The following is a 15,076-nucleotide window of genomic DNA, read 5'->3' as shown; positions in this document are numbered from 1 at the left end:
AACTTTTTGAGGGTCATGCTTTTTAGGCCACTCCAGCGATCGCCCTGGCGAATTCGCTTGCCGAGAAAGGTTCGAGGTCGTCGACCTGTTCGCCGACGCCGATGAAATAGACCGGCAATTTGTGCTTTGCCGCGATCGCCACCAGAATACCGCCACGCGCGGTGCCGTCCAGCTTGGTCATCACCAGGCCGTTGACGCCGGCGACATTGCGGAAGATCTCGACCTGGTTGAGCGCATTCTGGCCGGTGGTGGCGTCGACCGTCTGCAGCACGGTGTGCGGCGCTTCCGGGTCGAGCTTGCCCAGCACGCGCACGATCTTTTCCAGTTCCGCCATCAGCTCGGTCTTGTTCTGCAGCCGGCCGGCGGTGTCGATGATCAGCACGTCGGAGCCGGCTTCCCTGGCCCGCTCGAAGGCGTCGTAGGCGAGGCCGGCGGCATCGGCGCCAAGTTTCGAGGCAATGACCGGCGATTTCGTCCGCTCGCCCCAGATCTTCAACTGCTCGATCGCGGCTGCGCGGAAAGTGTCGCCGGCGGCGAGCATGACCGAGAGGCCGCCGTCGGTCAGCTTTGCCGCCAGCTTGCCGATGGTCGTGGTCTTGCCAGTGCCGTTGACGCCGACGACCAGGATGACGTGCGGCTTATGGCTGAGGTCGAGTTCCAGCGGCATGGCGACGTGGGTCAGCACCTTCTCCACTTCGGCCGCCATGATGACGCGGACTTCGGTGTCGGAGACGTCCTTGCCGTAGCGGCTGGCGGAGAGCGCGTCGGTTACGCGCAACGCCGTCTCCATGCCGAGATCGGCGCGGATCAGCACATCCTCCAGGTCCTGCAGCGTGTCGTCGTCGAGCTTGCGCTTGGTGAAGACGCCGGCGATGTTGCCCGACAACTCCCGGGAAGAGCGGGCAAGCCCGTCTCGCATGCGCTGGAACCACGAGCGCCTCGGCGCCGGTTCGGGCGCCTTCTGCGGCTCGGCTTTCTGCTCGACCTTCTTGGTTACGGTGACTTTGCCGGGGGCGGGTTGCGGGACGGGCTCGCGCTTTACCTCCTCCTCGATGGGAGGGTGGGGCGCTGGTATGGCTTCAGTTTCGGGCGCGATCTCGGCGAGCGGCGGCTTCGTCTCCACGGGCGCCGGCTGGCGGATCGGCGGCGGGATTTCGGCCGGTGGCGCAGACTCTGCCGCCAAATCTTCCGGGGGCTTGCGCTGCCCCTCACCCTTACCCTCTCCCCGTGAAGGACGGGGAGAGGGGGGCGTTAGCGTTGCAGCTTCTTCTTCGCCGGCTCCAAAAGGAGGCTCGGCCTGCCGATCAGCCCCCTTCTCCCCGTCCCCATACGGGGAGAAGGTGCCGGCAGGCGGATGAGGGGCAGCGCCAGCTTCCGTGGACGGAGGCTCGGGCTGAGCGATCTTCGGCTGCTCCGGCTCTGGCTCAGGAATCTCCACTGACGCCGGCTTCTCGGCAGGCGCCTCCGGCTCCTCGACCGGAGCAGGCTCGGGCTGGGTTTCAGGCTCCGGTGGGATGATCGGAGACGACTCGGTCTCTTCGACAGGCGCTGGCTGCGGCGCAGGTGGTGCTTCCGTCTCGACCGGTGGCTGAGGGGCAGCTTCGGCCTCAGGCTCTTCGCGTTTCAAAAACTTCGGGACGGCCTGCTCGGCGGCCGGCTTCAGCGCTTCCAGTTCATCCCATTTGATCGGTGGCAGCGGTGCGGCCTCGTCGGGCCGCTCCTCGACGACTTCCTTCTTGCCGAACGAAAATATCTTCTTGAAAAACCCAGCCATGTCTTGCGCTCTCAGGCGGCGCGGGCGGCAAGTGGCGCGGCGATCAGTCGGATACCGTCATGGCCGGCGATGTCAGCCTCGACGATGTCGCCCGGAGCGCCGGCAGAGACCGCGGCAAGCGTAAAGCCTTCGGTGCGGCCGAGCCCGTCGCGCTCGACCAGGATCGACTGGCGTGTGCCGGCGAGCGAGGCAAGATGACGGCGATAGGCAGCCTCGCCGGCGGCGCGCAGCCGAGCCGCGCGCTGCTTGACCATGTCGCGGCGAAGCTGCGGCATACGCGCGGCGGGCGTGCCCTGGCGCGGCGAAAACGGGAAGACGTGGAGATGCGTCAGGCCGCATTCCTCGACCATCTCCAGCGAGTTTTCGAACATTGCGTCCGTCTCGGTCGGGAAGCCGGCGATGATGTCGGCGCCGAAAACGATGCCGGGGCGCAGTTTGCGCACATCCTCGCAAAAGCGGATCGACTGGTCGCGGCTGTGGCGGCGCTTCATCCGCTTCAGGATCATGTCATCACCCGATTGCAGCGACAGATGCAGATGCGGCATCAGCCTGGGCTCGGTGGCGATGGCGTCCAGCAGATCGTCGTCGGCCTCGATCGAATCGATGGAGGAAAGCCGCAGGCGTTTCACGTGCGGCACCTGCTTCAGGATGGTCTTGACCAATTTGCCGAGCTTCGGTGCGCCAGGCAGATCGGCGCCGAAACTGGTCATGTCGACGCCGGTCAGCACGATCTCGGCATAACCATTGCCGGTAAGCCGCTTGACCTGCTCGACCACGGCGCCCATCGGTACCGAGCGCGAATTGCCGCGACCATAAGGAATGATGCAGAAGGTGCAGCGGTGATCGCAGCCGTTCTGCACCTGGACGAAAGCGCGTGCCCGGCCCTCGATGGCGTCGACCATGTGGGCGGCCGTTTCGCGCACCGAAAAAATATCGTTGACGCGCGCCTTTTCGGTATCGTTGACGCCGAAATCCGGCAGCGCGCGATAGGAATGCGCGTTCAGCTTTTCCTCATTGCCGAGGACGAGATCGACCTCGTCCATGGCGACGTAATCCTGCGGGCCGGTCTGGGCGGCGCAGCCGGTGACGATGATGCGGGCGGCCGGGTTTTCACGGCGGGCCTTTCTGATCGACTGCTTGGCCTGGCGCACCGCCTCGCTGGTGACGGCGCATGTGTTGAAGATGATAGCGCCGCCTTCGAGCCTGCCGAGGCCCGCACTTTCGGCTTCACGCCGCATCACCTCGGATTCATATGTGTTCAGCCGGCAGCCGAAGGTGACGACCTCGATACCCTTGTTGCCACGAGGAGCCATCAGGCGGCGCTTTCAGTGTCGCGCGCCCACGCCCCGGTCGACGGATCGAAGCTGCCGGAAAATTCCCATTCGGCGGCACCGGTCAGGATGACGTGGTCGTCGTCGCGCCACAAAACATGCAGCGCGCCGCCGCCGGGCGTCATCAGCGTGACGCTGCGGCCGGTGCGCCGGGTGCGGGCCGCGGCGACCACAGCGGCGCAAGCGGCCGAGCCGCAGGCCTTGGTGAGGCCGGCGCCGCGCTCCCAGGTGCGGATGACCATGGTCTCCGGCGAAGTCACCTGCGCGATGGTGATGTTGGCGCGCTCGGGGAAGATCGGGTGGTTTTCGAGCAGCGGGCCGAAGCGCTCGAGCTCGTAGGACCAGACGTCGCGGTCGACCCAGAAGATGGCATGCGGATTGCCCATCGAGACGACCGATGGCGAATGCAGTACCGGGGCATCGATCGGGCCGATCTGCAGCTCGATCATGCGGGTGTCGCGAAACTCCTCGGCCAGCGGGATATCCTGCCAGCCAAAGCGCGGCGTGCCCATGTCGACCGAGATCATTCCGTCGGCATGTTCCTCGGCATTGAGGATGCCGGCGACTGTTTCAAAAGCAAATGTCTTCTGGCCGGTCTCGGCGGCGAGCGCCTGGACGACACAGCGCATACCGTTGCCGCAGGCTTGCGCGCTGGTTCCATCGGAATTCAAGATGTCGATGAAAAAGGCGGTGCCCGGCGTCCTGGCGTCGTGGATCGCCATGATCTGGTCGAAGCTTGTCGCCGCATCGGCATTAAGCGCGATAGCTGCCGCAGGCGTCACGCGAGCGGCACGACCGCGCATATCGGCAACGATGATCTCGTTGCCGACGCCGTTCATCTTGGCGAAAGGGGCCGTGCTTGCCATCGATCGAAAGGTCTCTTGCCGGTTTGGCGCCTATATGGCGGATAGCGGCAGAAATTACCAGCGCGGCTTAAGCTGTGTCGATATTCAGGTGATGCCGGCCTGCGAATGGCAGTTACCTGCGCTTCCGGTGCTCACGTACTCAAAAGTACGCTCCGCTCCGGTTCTCGGAACCCATCATTCTCGGCTCGGCCTAACCTGAATCTCGACACACCTTAGTTTCAGGTCACCGCGAAGACGCCAAGCACGATCAGCAGGAAGATGATCAGCACGATGCCGATGAGGATGCGCGCGCCGGTGGCGGCGGCTCCGGCCAGTGCCGGCATGCCGAGCAGGCTCGCCGCGGCCGCGATAATCAAAAGAATGATGATCCACCTGATCATGAGAGATACCTCGCAGCCGACAGGTTTGAACACCTACAAACGTCTATGTGAAGCCTTTGGTTCCGCCGGCCTAACCCGTCGGCACGTCCCAGACTTCGCCCGGCCGTAAGGCGCGAAAACTTTGCCGCGGCAGGCCGGCAGCATCGAGCGCTTCGCCGAGCTTTCTGGGCGGTTCGTCGATCGGCTCGTTGGTGAGCCGGAACGTGCCCCAGTGACAGCCGGCGGCATAAGCGGCATTGCACAAAAGCATGCCTTGCACCGCCTCTTCCGGGTCCTGGTGATGCGGCGCCATGAACCAGCGCGGCTCGTAGGCGCCGATCGGCAGGATGGCGAGGCGGAAGCCGCCGTGCTTTTGCGCCATCAGCCGGTAATTGATGCCGCCGTGGAAGCCGGTGTCGCCGGCGAAATAGATCTTTGCGCCGGGTGTCTCGACGACGAAACCCGCCCACAGCGCCATGCGCCGGTCGCGAGCACCGCGGCCCAGTGGTGCACCGGCTCGACATGGACGGCGACGCCATCGCCGATATCGACCCGGTCGCCCCAGTCATGCGTGGAAACCCGCATACCGGGGACGGCAGCGTCGACGATGGTGTCGTTGCCGAGCGGCGTCAGCAGCAGCGGATCGTGCCTTGCCTTCAGGCGCTTCAGCGTGGCGAGGTCGAGATGGTCGTAATGGTTGTGGCTGACCAGCACGAGATCGATCGGCGGCAAATGCGAAAAGGCGATGCCCGGTGGATTGACGCGTTTGGGGCCGGCGAAGGAGAGCGGCGAGACGCGTCGCGACCAGACCGGGTCAGTCAGGATGTTCAGGCCGGCTGTCTGGACGAGCAGCGAGGAATGACCGACCATGGTGAGGCGCAGCGCGGAACCATCGATGCGCTCGACCGGCCTTGCCGGTGGAAACGGGCTCGGATCCGCCGCCGGCCATTTCGAGCGCTCGCGGCTCAATTGCCATTTCAACAGATCGGCAAAGCGGCCCGGCGGCCGTCCGTCGGGGTTGAAGAACAAGATGCCGTCGAAATGATCGCTGGGCGGCCCGCTGTAATAGCGGTTGGCGGCTCTCTTTCTCACGGCCAAGAAATCGGCTCCCTGCAGTTTGCTGATCGCCAAGAGATAATGCCGGAGCCGGCCCGCACAAGCATTTGAGGTGAACGCCAAGGATTTGGCGCCGGCGCGCCGTATCGCATCAACCACAGGTGCCGGCCAAACGGCCAAGGCGCAACGCAATTCAGGCAATGTGCATTTTGCGATAAATTTGCAACATTAGCGGCGCAAACCGTATTTTAACCATATCGGGTTGAAATTTCGCCACCTTCTCCATCTTGGTGAGGGGGACATTGCGCGGACGGCACCCCCCAGCCGGATCCGACGGAGGTTGAAGAATGAAATTTTCGAAAACCGGCCTGCTGGCCGTATCGCTGGCCGCGCTCGTTGCGAGCGGCTGTTCGACCTCGCGGTTCTCATCAATGGGCGAGCAGCAGCCGGCGCCGCTGGAAGCTGCGCCCGCCGGCAAGGTGACTGCAAACCAGCTGCCACCGCCGGCGACACCCGGCCCGGCCGATCCGTCGAAATTCCCGACCGCGCCGCAGAACACGCAGGTCGCCTCGCTGCCGCCGGATGGGACGGCGCCCGCCGGTGCGGCCGACGTCACCGCCTCCGGGGTCGCCGGCGTATGGAAAGCAAGCGTATCCGGCCAGAGCTGTCAGGTGGCGACGCCGCAGACCAAATTCGGCTCGGGCTATCGCGCCGGACCGCTGCATTGCCCGGCGCCACTCGACGGTATCAAATCCTGGAACGTCGCCGGCAAGCAACTGACGCTCTATGACGAGAATGGTGGCACGCTGGCGCGGCTCTATTCCTCGGGCGGCGAGAAATTCGACGGCCAGACTTCCAACGGCCTGCCGATCTCGCTTACAAGGTAAGAGAACGGCCCCCAATTGTTATGCAATTCCGGACGGAAAACCGCTACACACTTTTCTTGGAATTGCTCCGGAACGACGTGACTGATGCATCTGCGTGACGGCCTTAAGACCCATGCGACCGTCAAGCAGCGCTACGACCATCTGGTCGAGACGGGCGCCATCGGGCGCGATCCGGCGCAGGTGCGGATCGCCGCTGCGCTCGACCGGCTGATCGACCAGATATCGGCAAAGCGGCTGGCGCATAAGTCAAGCGCGCTGGGGTGGCTGTTCGCCCGTAAGCGCGAGGGGCACGAGGCGGTCAAGGGCCTCTATATCCATGGCGGCGTCGGCCGCGGCAAGACCATGCTGATGGACATGTTCTTCGAGCTGCTGCCGGTGCGGCGCAGGCGCCGCGTGCATTTCAACGACTTCATGGCCGACGTACAGGACCGGATCCAGAAGCACCGGCAGGCGCGTAAAGAGGGTACGGTCAAGGAGGACGACCCGATCCCGCCGGTGGCGCGCGCGCTGGCCGAGGAGGCCTGGGTGCTGTGCTTCGACGAGTTCTCTGTCACCGACATCGCCGATGCGATGATCTTGTCCAGGCTGTTTTCGGCGTTGTTTGCCAATGGGGTCGTGCTGGTCGCCACCTCCAATATCGCGCCGCAGGATCTCTACCGCGACGGCCTGAACCGTCAGTTGTTTTTGCCGTTTGTCGCCATCCTGGAGCGCCACGCGCAGGTGCTGGCGCTTGACGCCGACAAGGATTACCGCCTCGACAAGCTCAGCCGCATGCCGGTTTACGTCACCCCGGCCGATGCCGCCGCAGACCATGCGCTCGACGGCGCGTGGGCGATGATGACGCATGGCAGGCCGACCGCCGAGACGATGCTGACGGTGAAGGGTCGGCACGTCGTGGTGCCGCGTGCTGCCGGCGAGGCAGCGCGGTTTTCCTTCGCCGATCTCTGCGAGAGGCCGCTCGGCGCCCGCGACTATCTTGCCGTTGCCAGCCGTTTCTCGACCATCTTCATCGACCATGTGCCGGTGCTCGGCGAAGGCAAGCGCAACGAGGCCAAGCGCTTCATCCTGCTGGTCGATACGCTCTACGATCATCACATACGGCTGGTGATGAGCGCCGCCGCACCGCCGGCGCAGCTCTATACGGCCAAGCGCGGCAACGAAGTCTTCGAGTTCGAGCGCACCGCATCGCGGCTGATCGAGATGCAAAGCCGCGACTGGCTCGAGGATTGGGCGGCGAGGCAGAAGGCGCGGGGATCATCGGCGGAGGCACGGCAGGCTCAGGCGTAAAGGATCGTCGGCAACCCGCATCACAAGGCCGTCATCGCCAGGAAATAGCCTTCTGATTTCCGGCGCCATTGTGTAAAATTCCTCTAGTCGGCTTCAGAACTTTGACGCTTACGTAAGTCCCATTGTTTCTAACCGATTGAAATTACTCACTCCAAAATAATCGTTTGAATTTTTGTGCGGCCGGGGCTATTGCGTGCGGCGAATTTCGCGGTTCCGCAGCATTCCGGCCTCTTCCTCCGACGCCGTCATCAAATCGTCAAGGATTTGGGCGCCGTCATAGTCAAAGGGAAAACATCCTGACATGGCACGCAACAAGATAGCGCTCATCGGCTCGGGCATGATCGGCGGCACCCTTGCCCACATGGTCGGCCTCAAGGATCTGGGCGACGTCGTGCTGTTCGATATCGCCGAAGGCATCCCGCAAGGCAAGGGCCTGGATATCGCGCAGTCGTCGCCGGTCGATGGGTTCGACTCCAGGCTGACCGGTGTCAACGACTATGCCGGCATCGAGGGCGCCGACGTCTGCATCGTCACCGCCGGCGTGCCGCGCAAGCCCGGCATGAGCCGCGACGATCTTCTGGGCATCAATCTGAAGGTGATGGAGCAGGTCGGCGCCGGCCTCAAAAAATATGCGCCGAATGCCTTCGTCATCTGCATCACCAATCCGCTCGACGCCATGGTCTGGGCGCTGCAGAAGTTTTCCGGCCTGCCCAAGAGCCATGTCGTCGGCATGGCCGGCGTGCTCGACAGCTCGCGCTTCCGCTATTTCCTGGCCGAGGAATTCAAGGTCTCGGTCGAGGACGTCACCGCCTTCGTGCTCGGCGGCCACGGCGATTCCATGGTGCCGATGATCCGCTATTCGACGGTTGCCGGCATTCCGTTGCCCGACCTCATCAAGATGGGCTGGACCTCGAAGGAGCGGCTCGACCAGATCGTGCAGCGCACCCGCGACGGCGGCGCCGAGATCGTCGGCCTGCTCAAGACTGGCTCCGCGTTTTATGCGCCGGCCGCCTCGGCCATCGCCATGGCCGAAGCCTATCTCAAGGACAAGAAGCGGGTGCTGCCCTGTGCAGCGTACCTCTCCGGTCAATATGGCGTCAAGAACACCTATGTCGGCGTTCCCGTGGTGATCGGCGCCGGCGGTGTCGAGCGGATCATCGAGATCGAGCTCGTGAAGAGCGAGCAGAAGATGTTCGACAATTCGGTCGCGGCGGTGCAGGGCCTGTGCGACGCCTGCGTCAAGATCGCTCCGCATCTCGCGGCCAAGTAAGCCGGCAACCAAGCCCGCCAAGCAAGCTGGAGACATAGCGCATGAACATTCATGAATATCAGGGCAAGGCGCTACTGAAAGGCTTTGGCGCACCCGTGGCCGAGGGGGTGTCGGTGTTCAAGGCGAGCGAAGCGGAAGCCGCCGCCAAGGCGCTGCCCGGCCCGCTCTATGTGGTCAAGAGCCAGATCCATGCCGGCGGCCGCGGCAAGGGCAAATTCAGGGAACTCGGGCCCGATGCCAAGGGCGGCGTCAGGCTGGCGAAGTCGGTGGCTGAGGTCGTCGCCAACGCCAAGGAGATGCTCGGCCACACGCTTGTGACCAAGCAGACCGGCCCGGCCGGCAAGCAGGTCAACCGGCTCTACATCGAGGATGGCGCCGACATCGAGCGCGAGCTCTATCTGTCGATCCTGGTCGACCGTTCGGTCGGGCGCGTCGCCTTCGTCGTCTCGACCGAGGGCGGCATGGACATCGAGGCGGTCGCCCACGACACGCCGGAAAAGATCATCACCGTCGCCATCGACCCGGAAAGGGGCGTGACGGCCGACGATGTGAAGAAGCTCAACGCCGCACTGAGGCTCGACGGCGACGCAGCCAAGGACGGCGCGACGCTGTTTCCGATCCTCTACAAGGCGTTTGTCGAGAAGGACATGAGTCTGCTCGAGGTCAACCCGCTGATCGTCATGAAGAGCGGCCGGTTGCGCGTGCTCGACGCAAAAGTGTCGTTCGACAACAACGCGCTGTTCCGTCACCCGGACGTGCTTGAATTGCGCGACACCACCGAAGAGGACGAGAAAGAGATCGAGGCGTCGAAATACGACCTCGCCTATGTCGCGCTCGACGGCAATATCGGCTGCATGGTCAACGGCGCCGGCCTCGCCATGGCGACGATGGACATCATCAAGCTTTATGGCGCCGAGCCCGCCAACTTCCTCGATGTCGGCGGCGGCGCGTCGAAAGAGAAGGTGACGGCAGCGTTCAAGATCATCACCAAGGATCCGGCGGTCAAAGGCATTCTGATCAATATCTTCGGCGGCATCATGAAATGCGACATCATCGCCGAGGGCGTCATCGCCGCGGTCAAGGAAGTCGGGCTGCAGGTGCCGCTGGTGGTGCGGCTGGAAGGCACCAATGCCGAACTCGGCAAGAAGATCATCAACGACAGCGGGCTGAACGTGGTGTCCGCCGATGATCTTGATGACGCAGCCAAGAAGATTGTCGCGGCGGTGAAGGGCGGCTGATGCACCGGCTGCTGGCCATAGCGCTCTGCGGCATGGCTTTTTGGGCCAGTGCGGCGACTTCGGCTGAAGATCCGGCATCGCCTGCCTGGATCGGCAAGCGGATGAATTTGTTCATGAATCTGTGCCCGGCGACCGCGCCTCGGTTCGGCAGGTTTAATGCGGCTGCCCGGAATAGCGGCTTCATGGCCGACTCGGAGGGACGTCTGATTTACAAAGCTACAGAAGTCGTTGCCTCGATCAGAAATTCGGGTGGCAAATGCGATTGCCTGGTTTCCTTTGGCACAGACAATCCGAAGCTTGCGGCGGATATGATCCTGAAAAGACTGCTTTCCAGATATGGCAGCAGGTTCCAGGCGGATGAAGATCCCAATTCCCTCGGGGAGATCAAGACCGCAGACGGCAACCTGTCTATTCAGGTGGTGACCATGCGTGAGGCCAAGGGCCAATGGATCGGTGCTGTCGTTCACGGAAATAAAAAATGCCCAGCTTGAAAACAGAACTTCATGGTCGAGGTCGCTAGGCGATGCCTCCGCACAAGATAAACCTCGTCGAGGCGGCGGATCAGAAGATCAAAAAGGTCTTCGATCCGCATATTGCCGGCGACGTCAATGACAGCCAGGTCAAGATCGCCAAGTTCGGCGACGTCTTCGACTGGCATGCGCACGACAATGAAGACGAGGCGTTCCTGGTGCTGCGCGGGCGTATCGCCATCGATTTCCGCGACGGCACTGTGGAGCTTTCCAGCGGCGAGTTCATCGTCGTGCCGCGCGCCGTCGAGCACCGGCCCCGCTCGCTGAGCGAGGAGCCTGTCGTACTGATGTTCGAACCGGCGACGACACTCAACACCGGCAATGCCGAGAGCGACCTCACCGTCGCCGATCTCAAGCGTCTCTGACCTGACGATGACCGCGCAGCCTTCCTCCATCAATGGTTTGTAAAAAGGACCACCATGTCCATTCTCGTCGACAAGAACACCAAGGTGCTGGTGCAGGGCCTGACAGGCAAGACCGGCACGTTCCATACCGAACAGGCGCTGGCCTATCACGGCACAAAAATGGTCGGCGGCATCCACCCCAAGAAGGGCGGCGAAACCTGGATCGGTGCGAAGGGCGAGACGCTGCCGATTTTCGGCACGGTTGCCGAAGGCAAGGCGAAGACCGGTGCCAACGCCTCAGTCGTCTACGTGCCGCCGGCGGGTGCTGCCGAAGCGATCCTGGAAGCAATCGAGGCCGAGATCCCGCTGATCGTCTGCATCACCGAGGGCATACCGGTGATGGACATGATCAAGGTCAAGGCGAGGCTCGACCGCTCGAAATCGCGGCTTATCGGCCCCAACTGTCCAGGCGTGCTGACGCCGGACGAATGCAAGATCGGCATCATGCCCGGCAACATCTTCCGCAAAGGCTCGGTCGGCGTTGTTTCGCGCTCGGGAACGCTTACCTATGAGGCGGTGTTCCAGACCACCAATGTCGGCCTCGGCCAGACCACCGCCGTCGGCATCGGCGGCGATCCGGTCAAAGGCACGGAGTTCATCGACGTGCTGGAGATGTTCCTCGCCGACGACGAGACCAAGTCGATTATCATGATCGGCGAGATCGGCGGCTCGGCCGAGGAAGACGCCGCGCAGTTCCTCAAGGACGAGGCAAAGCGCGGCCGCAGCAAGCCGATGGCCGGTTTCATCGCCGGGCGCACCGCGCCGGCGGGCCGCACCATGGGTCATGCGGGGGCGGTCATCTCCGGCGGCAAGGGCGGTGCGGAAGACAAGATCGCGGCGATGGAATCGGCCGGCATCAAGGTTTCGCCATCGCCAGCACGGCTGGGCACGACCCTGGTCGAGGCGATCAAGGGGTAAGGCAGTAAGGGAGTAGGGCAGTATGGCAGTAGGGGAATAGGAAGAACGGGACCGAGCGCGGCAACCGCCAGCTTTCCCTACTGCCTTACTCCCCTACTGCCCTACTCCCCTCCAAAACAGGAGACGGAGCGCGGCTCCGCGGACAAAAATGGCAAGACAAGATCAGGCCAACGACCAGTTTTCGCTTACCTCTTTCCTCTACGGCGGCAATGCCGATTACATCGACGCGCTCTATGCCGCCTATGAGGACGATCCCGCGTCGGTCGATCCCGAATGGCAGGACTTCTTCGCGGCGCTGAAGGACGACGCCGGCGACGTGCGCAAGAATGCCAAGGGCGCATCATGGGCCAAGCCCTCTTGGCCGATGCAGGCCAATGGCGAGCTCGTCTCGGCGCTCGACGGCAATTGGGGGCTCGTCGAAAAGCACATCGAAAAGAAGGTCAAGGACAGGGCGGTCGGCAACGGCGCAGCGCTTTCCGACGCCGACGTGCATCAGGCGACGCGCGATTCCGTCCGCGCCATCATGATGATCCGCGCCTTCCGCATGCGCGGCCACCTGCACGCCAATCTCGATCCGCTCGGCATTGCCAAGCCGCTCGAGGATTACAACGAGCTGTCGCCGGAAAATTACGGCTTCACCGAAGCCGATTACGACCGGCCGATCTTCTTGGACAATGTGCTCGGGCTGGAATTCGGCACCATCCGGCAGATGCTCGACATCCTGACCCGAACCTATTGCTCGACGCTCGGCGTCGAATTCATGCATATTTCCGACCCAGAAGAGAAGGCCTGGATCCAGGCGCGCATCGAGGGCGCAGACAAGGAGATCTCCTTCACCGCAGCCGGAAAGAAGGCGATCCTGCAGAAGCTGGTCGAGGCGGAAGGCTTCGAGCAGTTCATCGACGTCAAGTACAAGGGCACCAAGCGCTTCGGCCTGGATGGCGGCGAGTCGCTGATCCCGGCGCTGGAGCAGATCGTCAAGCGCGGCGGCCAGCTCGGCATGAAGGAGATCGTGCTCGGCATGGCACATCGCGGCCGGCTGAACGTGCTGTCGCAGGTCATGGCCAAGCCGCACCGCGCCATTTTCCACGAGTTCAAGGGTGGCTCGGCCGCTCCCGACGAGGTCGAAGGCTCGGGCGACGTGAAGTACCATCTCGGTGCCTCATCCGACCGCGAGTTCGACGGCAACAAGGTGCACCTGTCGCTGACCGCCAATCCCTCGCATCTGGAAATCGTCGACCCGGTGGTGATGGGCAAGGCGCGCGCCAAGCAGGACTATCTGTTTGGCCGCAGCCGCGAGGAGATCGTGCCGCTGGAAGAGCGCGCCAAGGTGCTGCCGCTGCTGCTGCATGGCGATGCGGCCTTTGCCGGTCAGGGCGTGATCGCCGAAATCCTCGGCCTGTCCGGCCTGCGCGGCCACCGCGTCGCCGGCACGCTGCATTTCATCATCAACAACCAGATCGGCTTCACCACCAACCCGCGCTTCTCGCGCTCGTCGCCCTATCCGTCCGACGTGGCCAAGATGATCGAGGCGCCGATCTTCCACGTCAATGGCGACGATCCGGAAGCCGTCGTCCATGCAACCAAGGTGGCGATCGAATTCCGCATGAAGTTCCACAAGCCTGTCGTGGTGGACATGTTCTGCTACCGCCGCTTCGGCCATAATGAGGGCGACGAGCCCGCCTTCACCCAGCCGATCATGTATCGCAAGATCCGCAACCAGAAGACGACGGTGCAGATCTATGCCGACCGGCTGATTTCCGAAGGCCACATCACCCAGGCCGAGTTCGAAAAGATGAAGGCCGATTGGCGGGCGCATCTCGAGCAGGAATTCGAGGTCGGCCAGCATTACAAGCCGAACAAGGCCGATTGGCTGGACGGCGCGTGGTCCGGCCTGCGCTCGGCCGACAACCAGGACGAACAGCGGCGTGGCAAGACCGCCGTTCCGGTCAAGACGCTGAAGGAGATCGGCAAGAAGCTGACCGAGGTGCCGAAGGATTTCGAGGCGCACAAGACGATCATCCGCTTCCTCGACAACCGCCGCCAGGCGATCGAGTCCGGCGAAGGCATCGACTGGTCGACGGCCGAGGCGCTGGCCTTCGGCGCCATCCTGCTCGACGGCAATCCGATCCGGCTGTCCGGACAGGATTCGGAGCGCGGCACCTTCTCGCAGCGCCACTCCGTGCTCTACGACCAGCGCGACGAGACACGCTATATCCCGCTCAACAATCTGTCGGCGGCGCAGGCCGGTTTCGAGGTCATCAACTCGATGTTGTCGGAGGAGGCCGTGCTCGGCTTCGAATATGGCTACTCGCTGGCCGAGCCGAAGGCGCTGACGCTGTGGGAAGCGCAGTTCGGCGACTTCGCCAACGGCGCCCAGGTGGTGTTCGACCAGTTCATCTCGTCGGGCGAGCGCAAATGGCTCAGAATGTCGGGCCTCGTCTGCCTGCTGCCGCATGGCTATGAAGGCCAGGGGCCTGAGCATTCGTCGGCCCGGCTCGAGCGCTTCCTGCAGCTTTGCGCCGAAGACAATATGCAGGTCGCCAACGTCACGACGCCGGCCAATTACTTCCACATCTTGCGCCGGCAATTGAAGCGGGACTTCCGCAAGCCGCTGATCCTGATGACGCCGAAGTCGCTGCTGCGCCACAAGCGGGCGGTATCAACGCTGCCGGAGATGTCGGGCGAAAGCGCCTTTCACCGGCTGTTGTGGGATGATGCCCAGCTGCTGTCGGGCCAGGCCATCAAGCTCACCAAAGATTCGAAGATCCGCCGTGTCGTGCTCTGTTCGGGCAAGGTCTATTACGACCTCTACGAAGAGCGCGAGAAGCGCGGCATCAACGACATATATTTGCTGCGCGTCGAGCAGCTCTACCCGTTTCCGGCCAAGGCGCTGATCACCGAACTGTCGCGCTTCCGCAATGCCGAGATGGTGTGGTGCCAGGAGGAGCCCAAGAACATGGGCGCCTGGTCGTTCATCGATCCGTATCTCGAATGGGTGCTGGCGCATATCGACGCCAAGCATCAGCGGGTGCGCTATACCGGCCGGCCGGCCGCCGCTTCGCCGGCGACCGGATTGATGTCGAAGCACCTCGCCCAGCTGGCTGCCTTGCTCGACGACGCGCTTGGTGAATAGAACAGAACCGAAAGAAACGG

At 63.2% G+C, this 15,076-nt stretch carries 12 protein-coding genes and 1 pseudogene; 8 read left to right on the top strand and 5 right to left on the bottom strand.

Going from position 1 to position 15,076, the window contains the following annotated elements; translation table 11 throughout:
- Positions 1-22: 22 nt before the first annotated feature.
- The 5 genes and pseudogenes from ftsY to AC0L2P_RS14420 all read right to left on the bottom strand — a co-directional run bounded on the left by ftsY (position 23) and on the right by AC0L2P_RS14420 (position 5,428).
- The gene (ftsY, locus tag AC0L2P_RS14440) at positions 23-1,774 is read right to left on the bottom strand and encodes a signal recognition particle-docking protein FtsY (RefSeq protein WP_473501935.1); all 1,752 of its coding nucleotides are present in this window, start codon (positions 1,772-1,774) and stop codon (positions 23-25) included.
- Between the two features lie 11 nt (positions 1,775-1,785).
- On the bottom strand, positions 1,786-3,087 hold the full coding sequence (gene mtaB / locus AC0L2P_RS14435; protein WP_473501933.1) for a tRNA (N(6)-L-threonylcarbamoyladenosine(37)-C(2))-methylthiotransferase MtaB: 1,302 nt from the start codon (positions 3,085-3,087) through the stop codon (positions 1,786-1,788).
- Positions 3,087-3,971 (bottom strand): diaminopimelate epimerase, encoded by an 885-nt coding sequence (dapF, locus tag AC0L2P_RS14430; protein WP_473501932.1) that lies wholly within the window; start codon positions 3,969-3,971, stop codon positions 3,087-3,089. Before dapF ends, mtaB begins: the two co-directional genes overlap by 1 nt.
- Positions 3,972-4,189: 218 nt before the next feature.
- A complete protein-coding gene (locus AC0L2P_RS14425) occupies positions 4,190-4,351 on the bottom strand; it encodes a DUF1328 family protein (protein WP_031195454.1) in 162 nt (53 codons plus the stop codon).
- A 70-nt stretch (positions 4,352-4,421) separates the two neighbouring features.
- Positions 4,422-5,428, bottom strand: a pseudogene (locus tag AC0L2P_RS14420) (MBL fold metallo-hydrolase).
- Positions 5,429-5,733: 305 nt separating this feature from the next.
- Between AC0L2P_RS14420 and AC0L2P_RS14415 the strand changes: the two are divergent.
- From AC0L2P_RS14415 to AC0L2P_RS14380, 8 genes are all read left to right on the top strand, one after another.
- Complete coding sequence (locus tag AC0L2P_RS14415; protein WP_473501931.1) at positions 5,734-6,273, top strand: protease inhibitor Inh/omp19 family protein; 540 nt, start codon at positions 5,734-5,736, stop codon at positions 6,271-6,273.
- 84 nt (positions 6,274-6,357) lie between these two features.
- Positions 6,358-7,560: a cell division protein ZapE gene (gene zapE, locus AC0L2P_RS14410; RefSeq protein WP_473501929.1), complete on the top strand. Its 1,203-nt coding sequence runs from the start codon at positions 6,358-6,360 to the stop codon at positions 7,558-7,560.
- 301 nt (positions 7,561-7,861) lie between these two features.
- Positions 7,862-8,830: a malate dehydrogenase gene (gene mdh / locus AC0L2P_RS14405; protein WP_473501928.1), complete on the top strand. Its 969-nt coding sequence runs from the start codon at positions 7,862-7,864 to the stop codon at positions 8,828-8,830.
- Positions 8,831-8,871: 41 nt separating this feature from the next.
- The gene (gene sucC / locus AC0L2P_RS14400; RefSeq protein WP_473501927.1) at positions 8,872-10,068 is read left to right on the top strand and encodes an ADP-forming succinate--CoA ligase subunit beta; all 1,197 of its coding nucleotides are present in this window, start codon (positions 8,872-8,874) and stop codon (positions 10,066-10,068) included.
- Entirely contained in the window at positions 10,068-10,559 is a 492-nt protein-coding gene (locus AC0L2P_RS14395; RefSeq protein ID WP_473501926.1) for a hypothetical protein, read from the top strand. The genes sucC and AC0L2P_RS14395 overlap by 1 nt, the downstream gene beginning before the upstream one ends.
- A gap of 32 nt (positions 10,560-10,591) precedes the next feature.
- Positions 10,592-10,963, top strand: coding sequence for a cupin domain-containing protein (locus tag AC0L2P_RS14390; RefSeq protein ID WP_473501925.1), 372 nt, complete (start codon positions 10,592-10,594; stop codon positions 10,961-10,963).
- 54 nt (positions 10,964-11,017) lie between these two features.
- The gene (sucD, locus tag AC0L2P_RS14385; protein ID WP_473501924.1) at positions 11,018-11,920 is read left to right on the top strand and encodes a succinate--CoA ligase subunit alpha; all 903 of its coding nucleotides are present in this window, start codon (positions 11,018-11,020) and stop codon (positions 11,918-11,920) included.
- 148 nt (positions 11,921-12,068) lie between these two features.
- On the top strand, positions 12,069-15,056 hold the full coding sequence (locus tag AC0L2P_RS14380; protein WP_473501923.1) for a 2-oxoglutarate dehydrogenase E1 component: 2,988 nt from the start codon (positions 12,069-12,071) through the stop codon (positions 15,054-15,056).
- The last annotated feature ends 20 nt before the right edge of the window (positions 15,057-15,076 follow it).

It is taken from the genome of Mesorhizobium sp. WSM4836 (assembly GCF_055811815.1).
The sequence above is the reverse complement of the archived record's forward strand: the minus strand, read 5'-3'. Positions and strand labels throughout refer to the sequence as shown.

Bases quoted from the DNA above. Each gene is read 5' to 3' on its own strand.
- ftsY (WP_473501935.1), bottom strand. From the start codon at position 1,774: ATGGCTGGGTTTTTCAAGAAGATATTTTCGTTCGGCAAGAAGGAAGTC.
- mtaB (WP_473501933.1), bottom strand. From the start codon at position 3,087: ATGGCTCCTCGTGGCAACAAGGGTATCGAGGTCGTCACCTTCGGCTGC.
- dapF (WP_473501932.1), bottom strand. From the start codon at position 3,971: ATGGCAAGCACGGCCCCTTTCGCCAAGATGAACGGCGTCGGCAACGAG.
- AC0L2P_RS14425 (WP_031195454.1), bottom strand. From the start codon at position 4,351: ATGATCAGGTGGATCATCATTCTTTTGATTATCGCGGCCGCGGCGAGC.
- AC0L2P_RS14415 (WP_473501931.1), top strand. From the start codon at position 5,734: ATGAAATTTTCGAAAACCGGCCTGCTGGCCGTATCGCTGGCCGCGCTC.
- zapE (WP_473501929.1), top strand. From the start codon at position 6,358: ATGCATCTGCGTGACGGCCTTAAGACCCATGCGACCGTCAAGCAGCGC.
- mdh (WP_473501928.1), top strand. From the start codon at position 7,862: ATGGCACGCAACAAGATAGCGCTCATCGGCTCGGGCATGATCGGCGGC.
- sucC (WP_473501927.1), top strand. From the start codon at position 8,872: ATGAACATTCATGAATATCAGGGCAAGGCGCTACTGAAAGGCTTTGGC.
- AC0L2P_RS14395 (WP_473501926.1), top strand. From the start codon at position 10,068: ATGCACCGGCTGCTGGCCATAGCGCTCTGCGGCATGGCTTTTTGGGCC.
- AC0L2P_RS14390 (WP_473501925.1), top strand. From the start codon at position 10,592: ATGCCTCCGCACAAGATAAACCTCGTCGAGGCGGCGGATCAGAAGATC.
- sucD (WP_473501924.1), top strand. From the start codon at position 11,018: ATGTCCATTCTCGTCGACAAGAACACCAAGGTGCTGGTGCAGGGCCTG.
- AC0L2P_RS14380 (WP_473501923.1), top strand. From the start codon at position 12,069: ATGGCAAGACAAGATCAGGCCAACGACCAGTTTTCGCTTACCTCTTTC.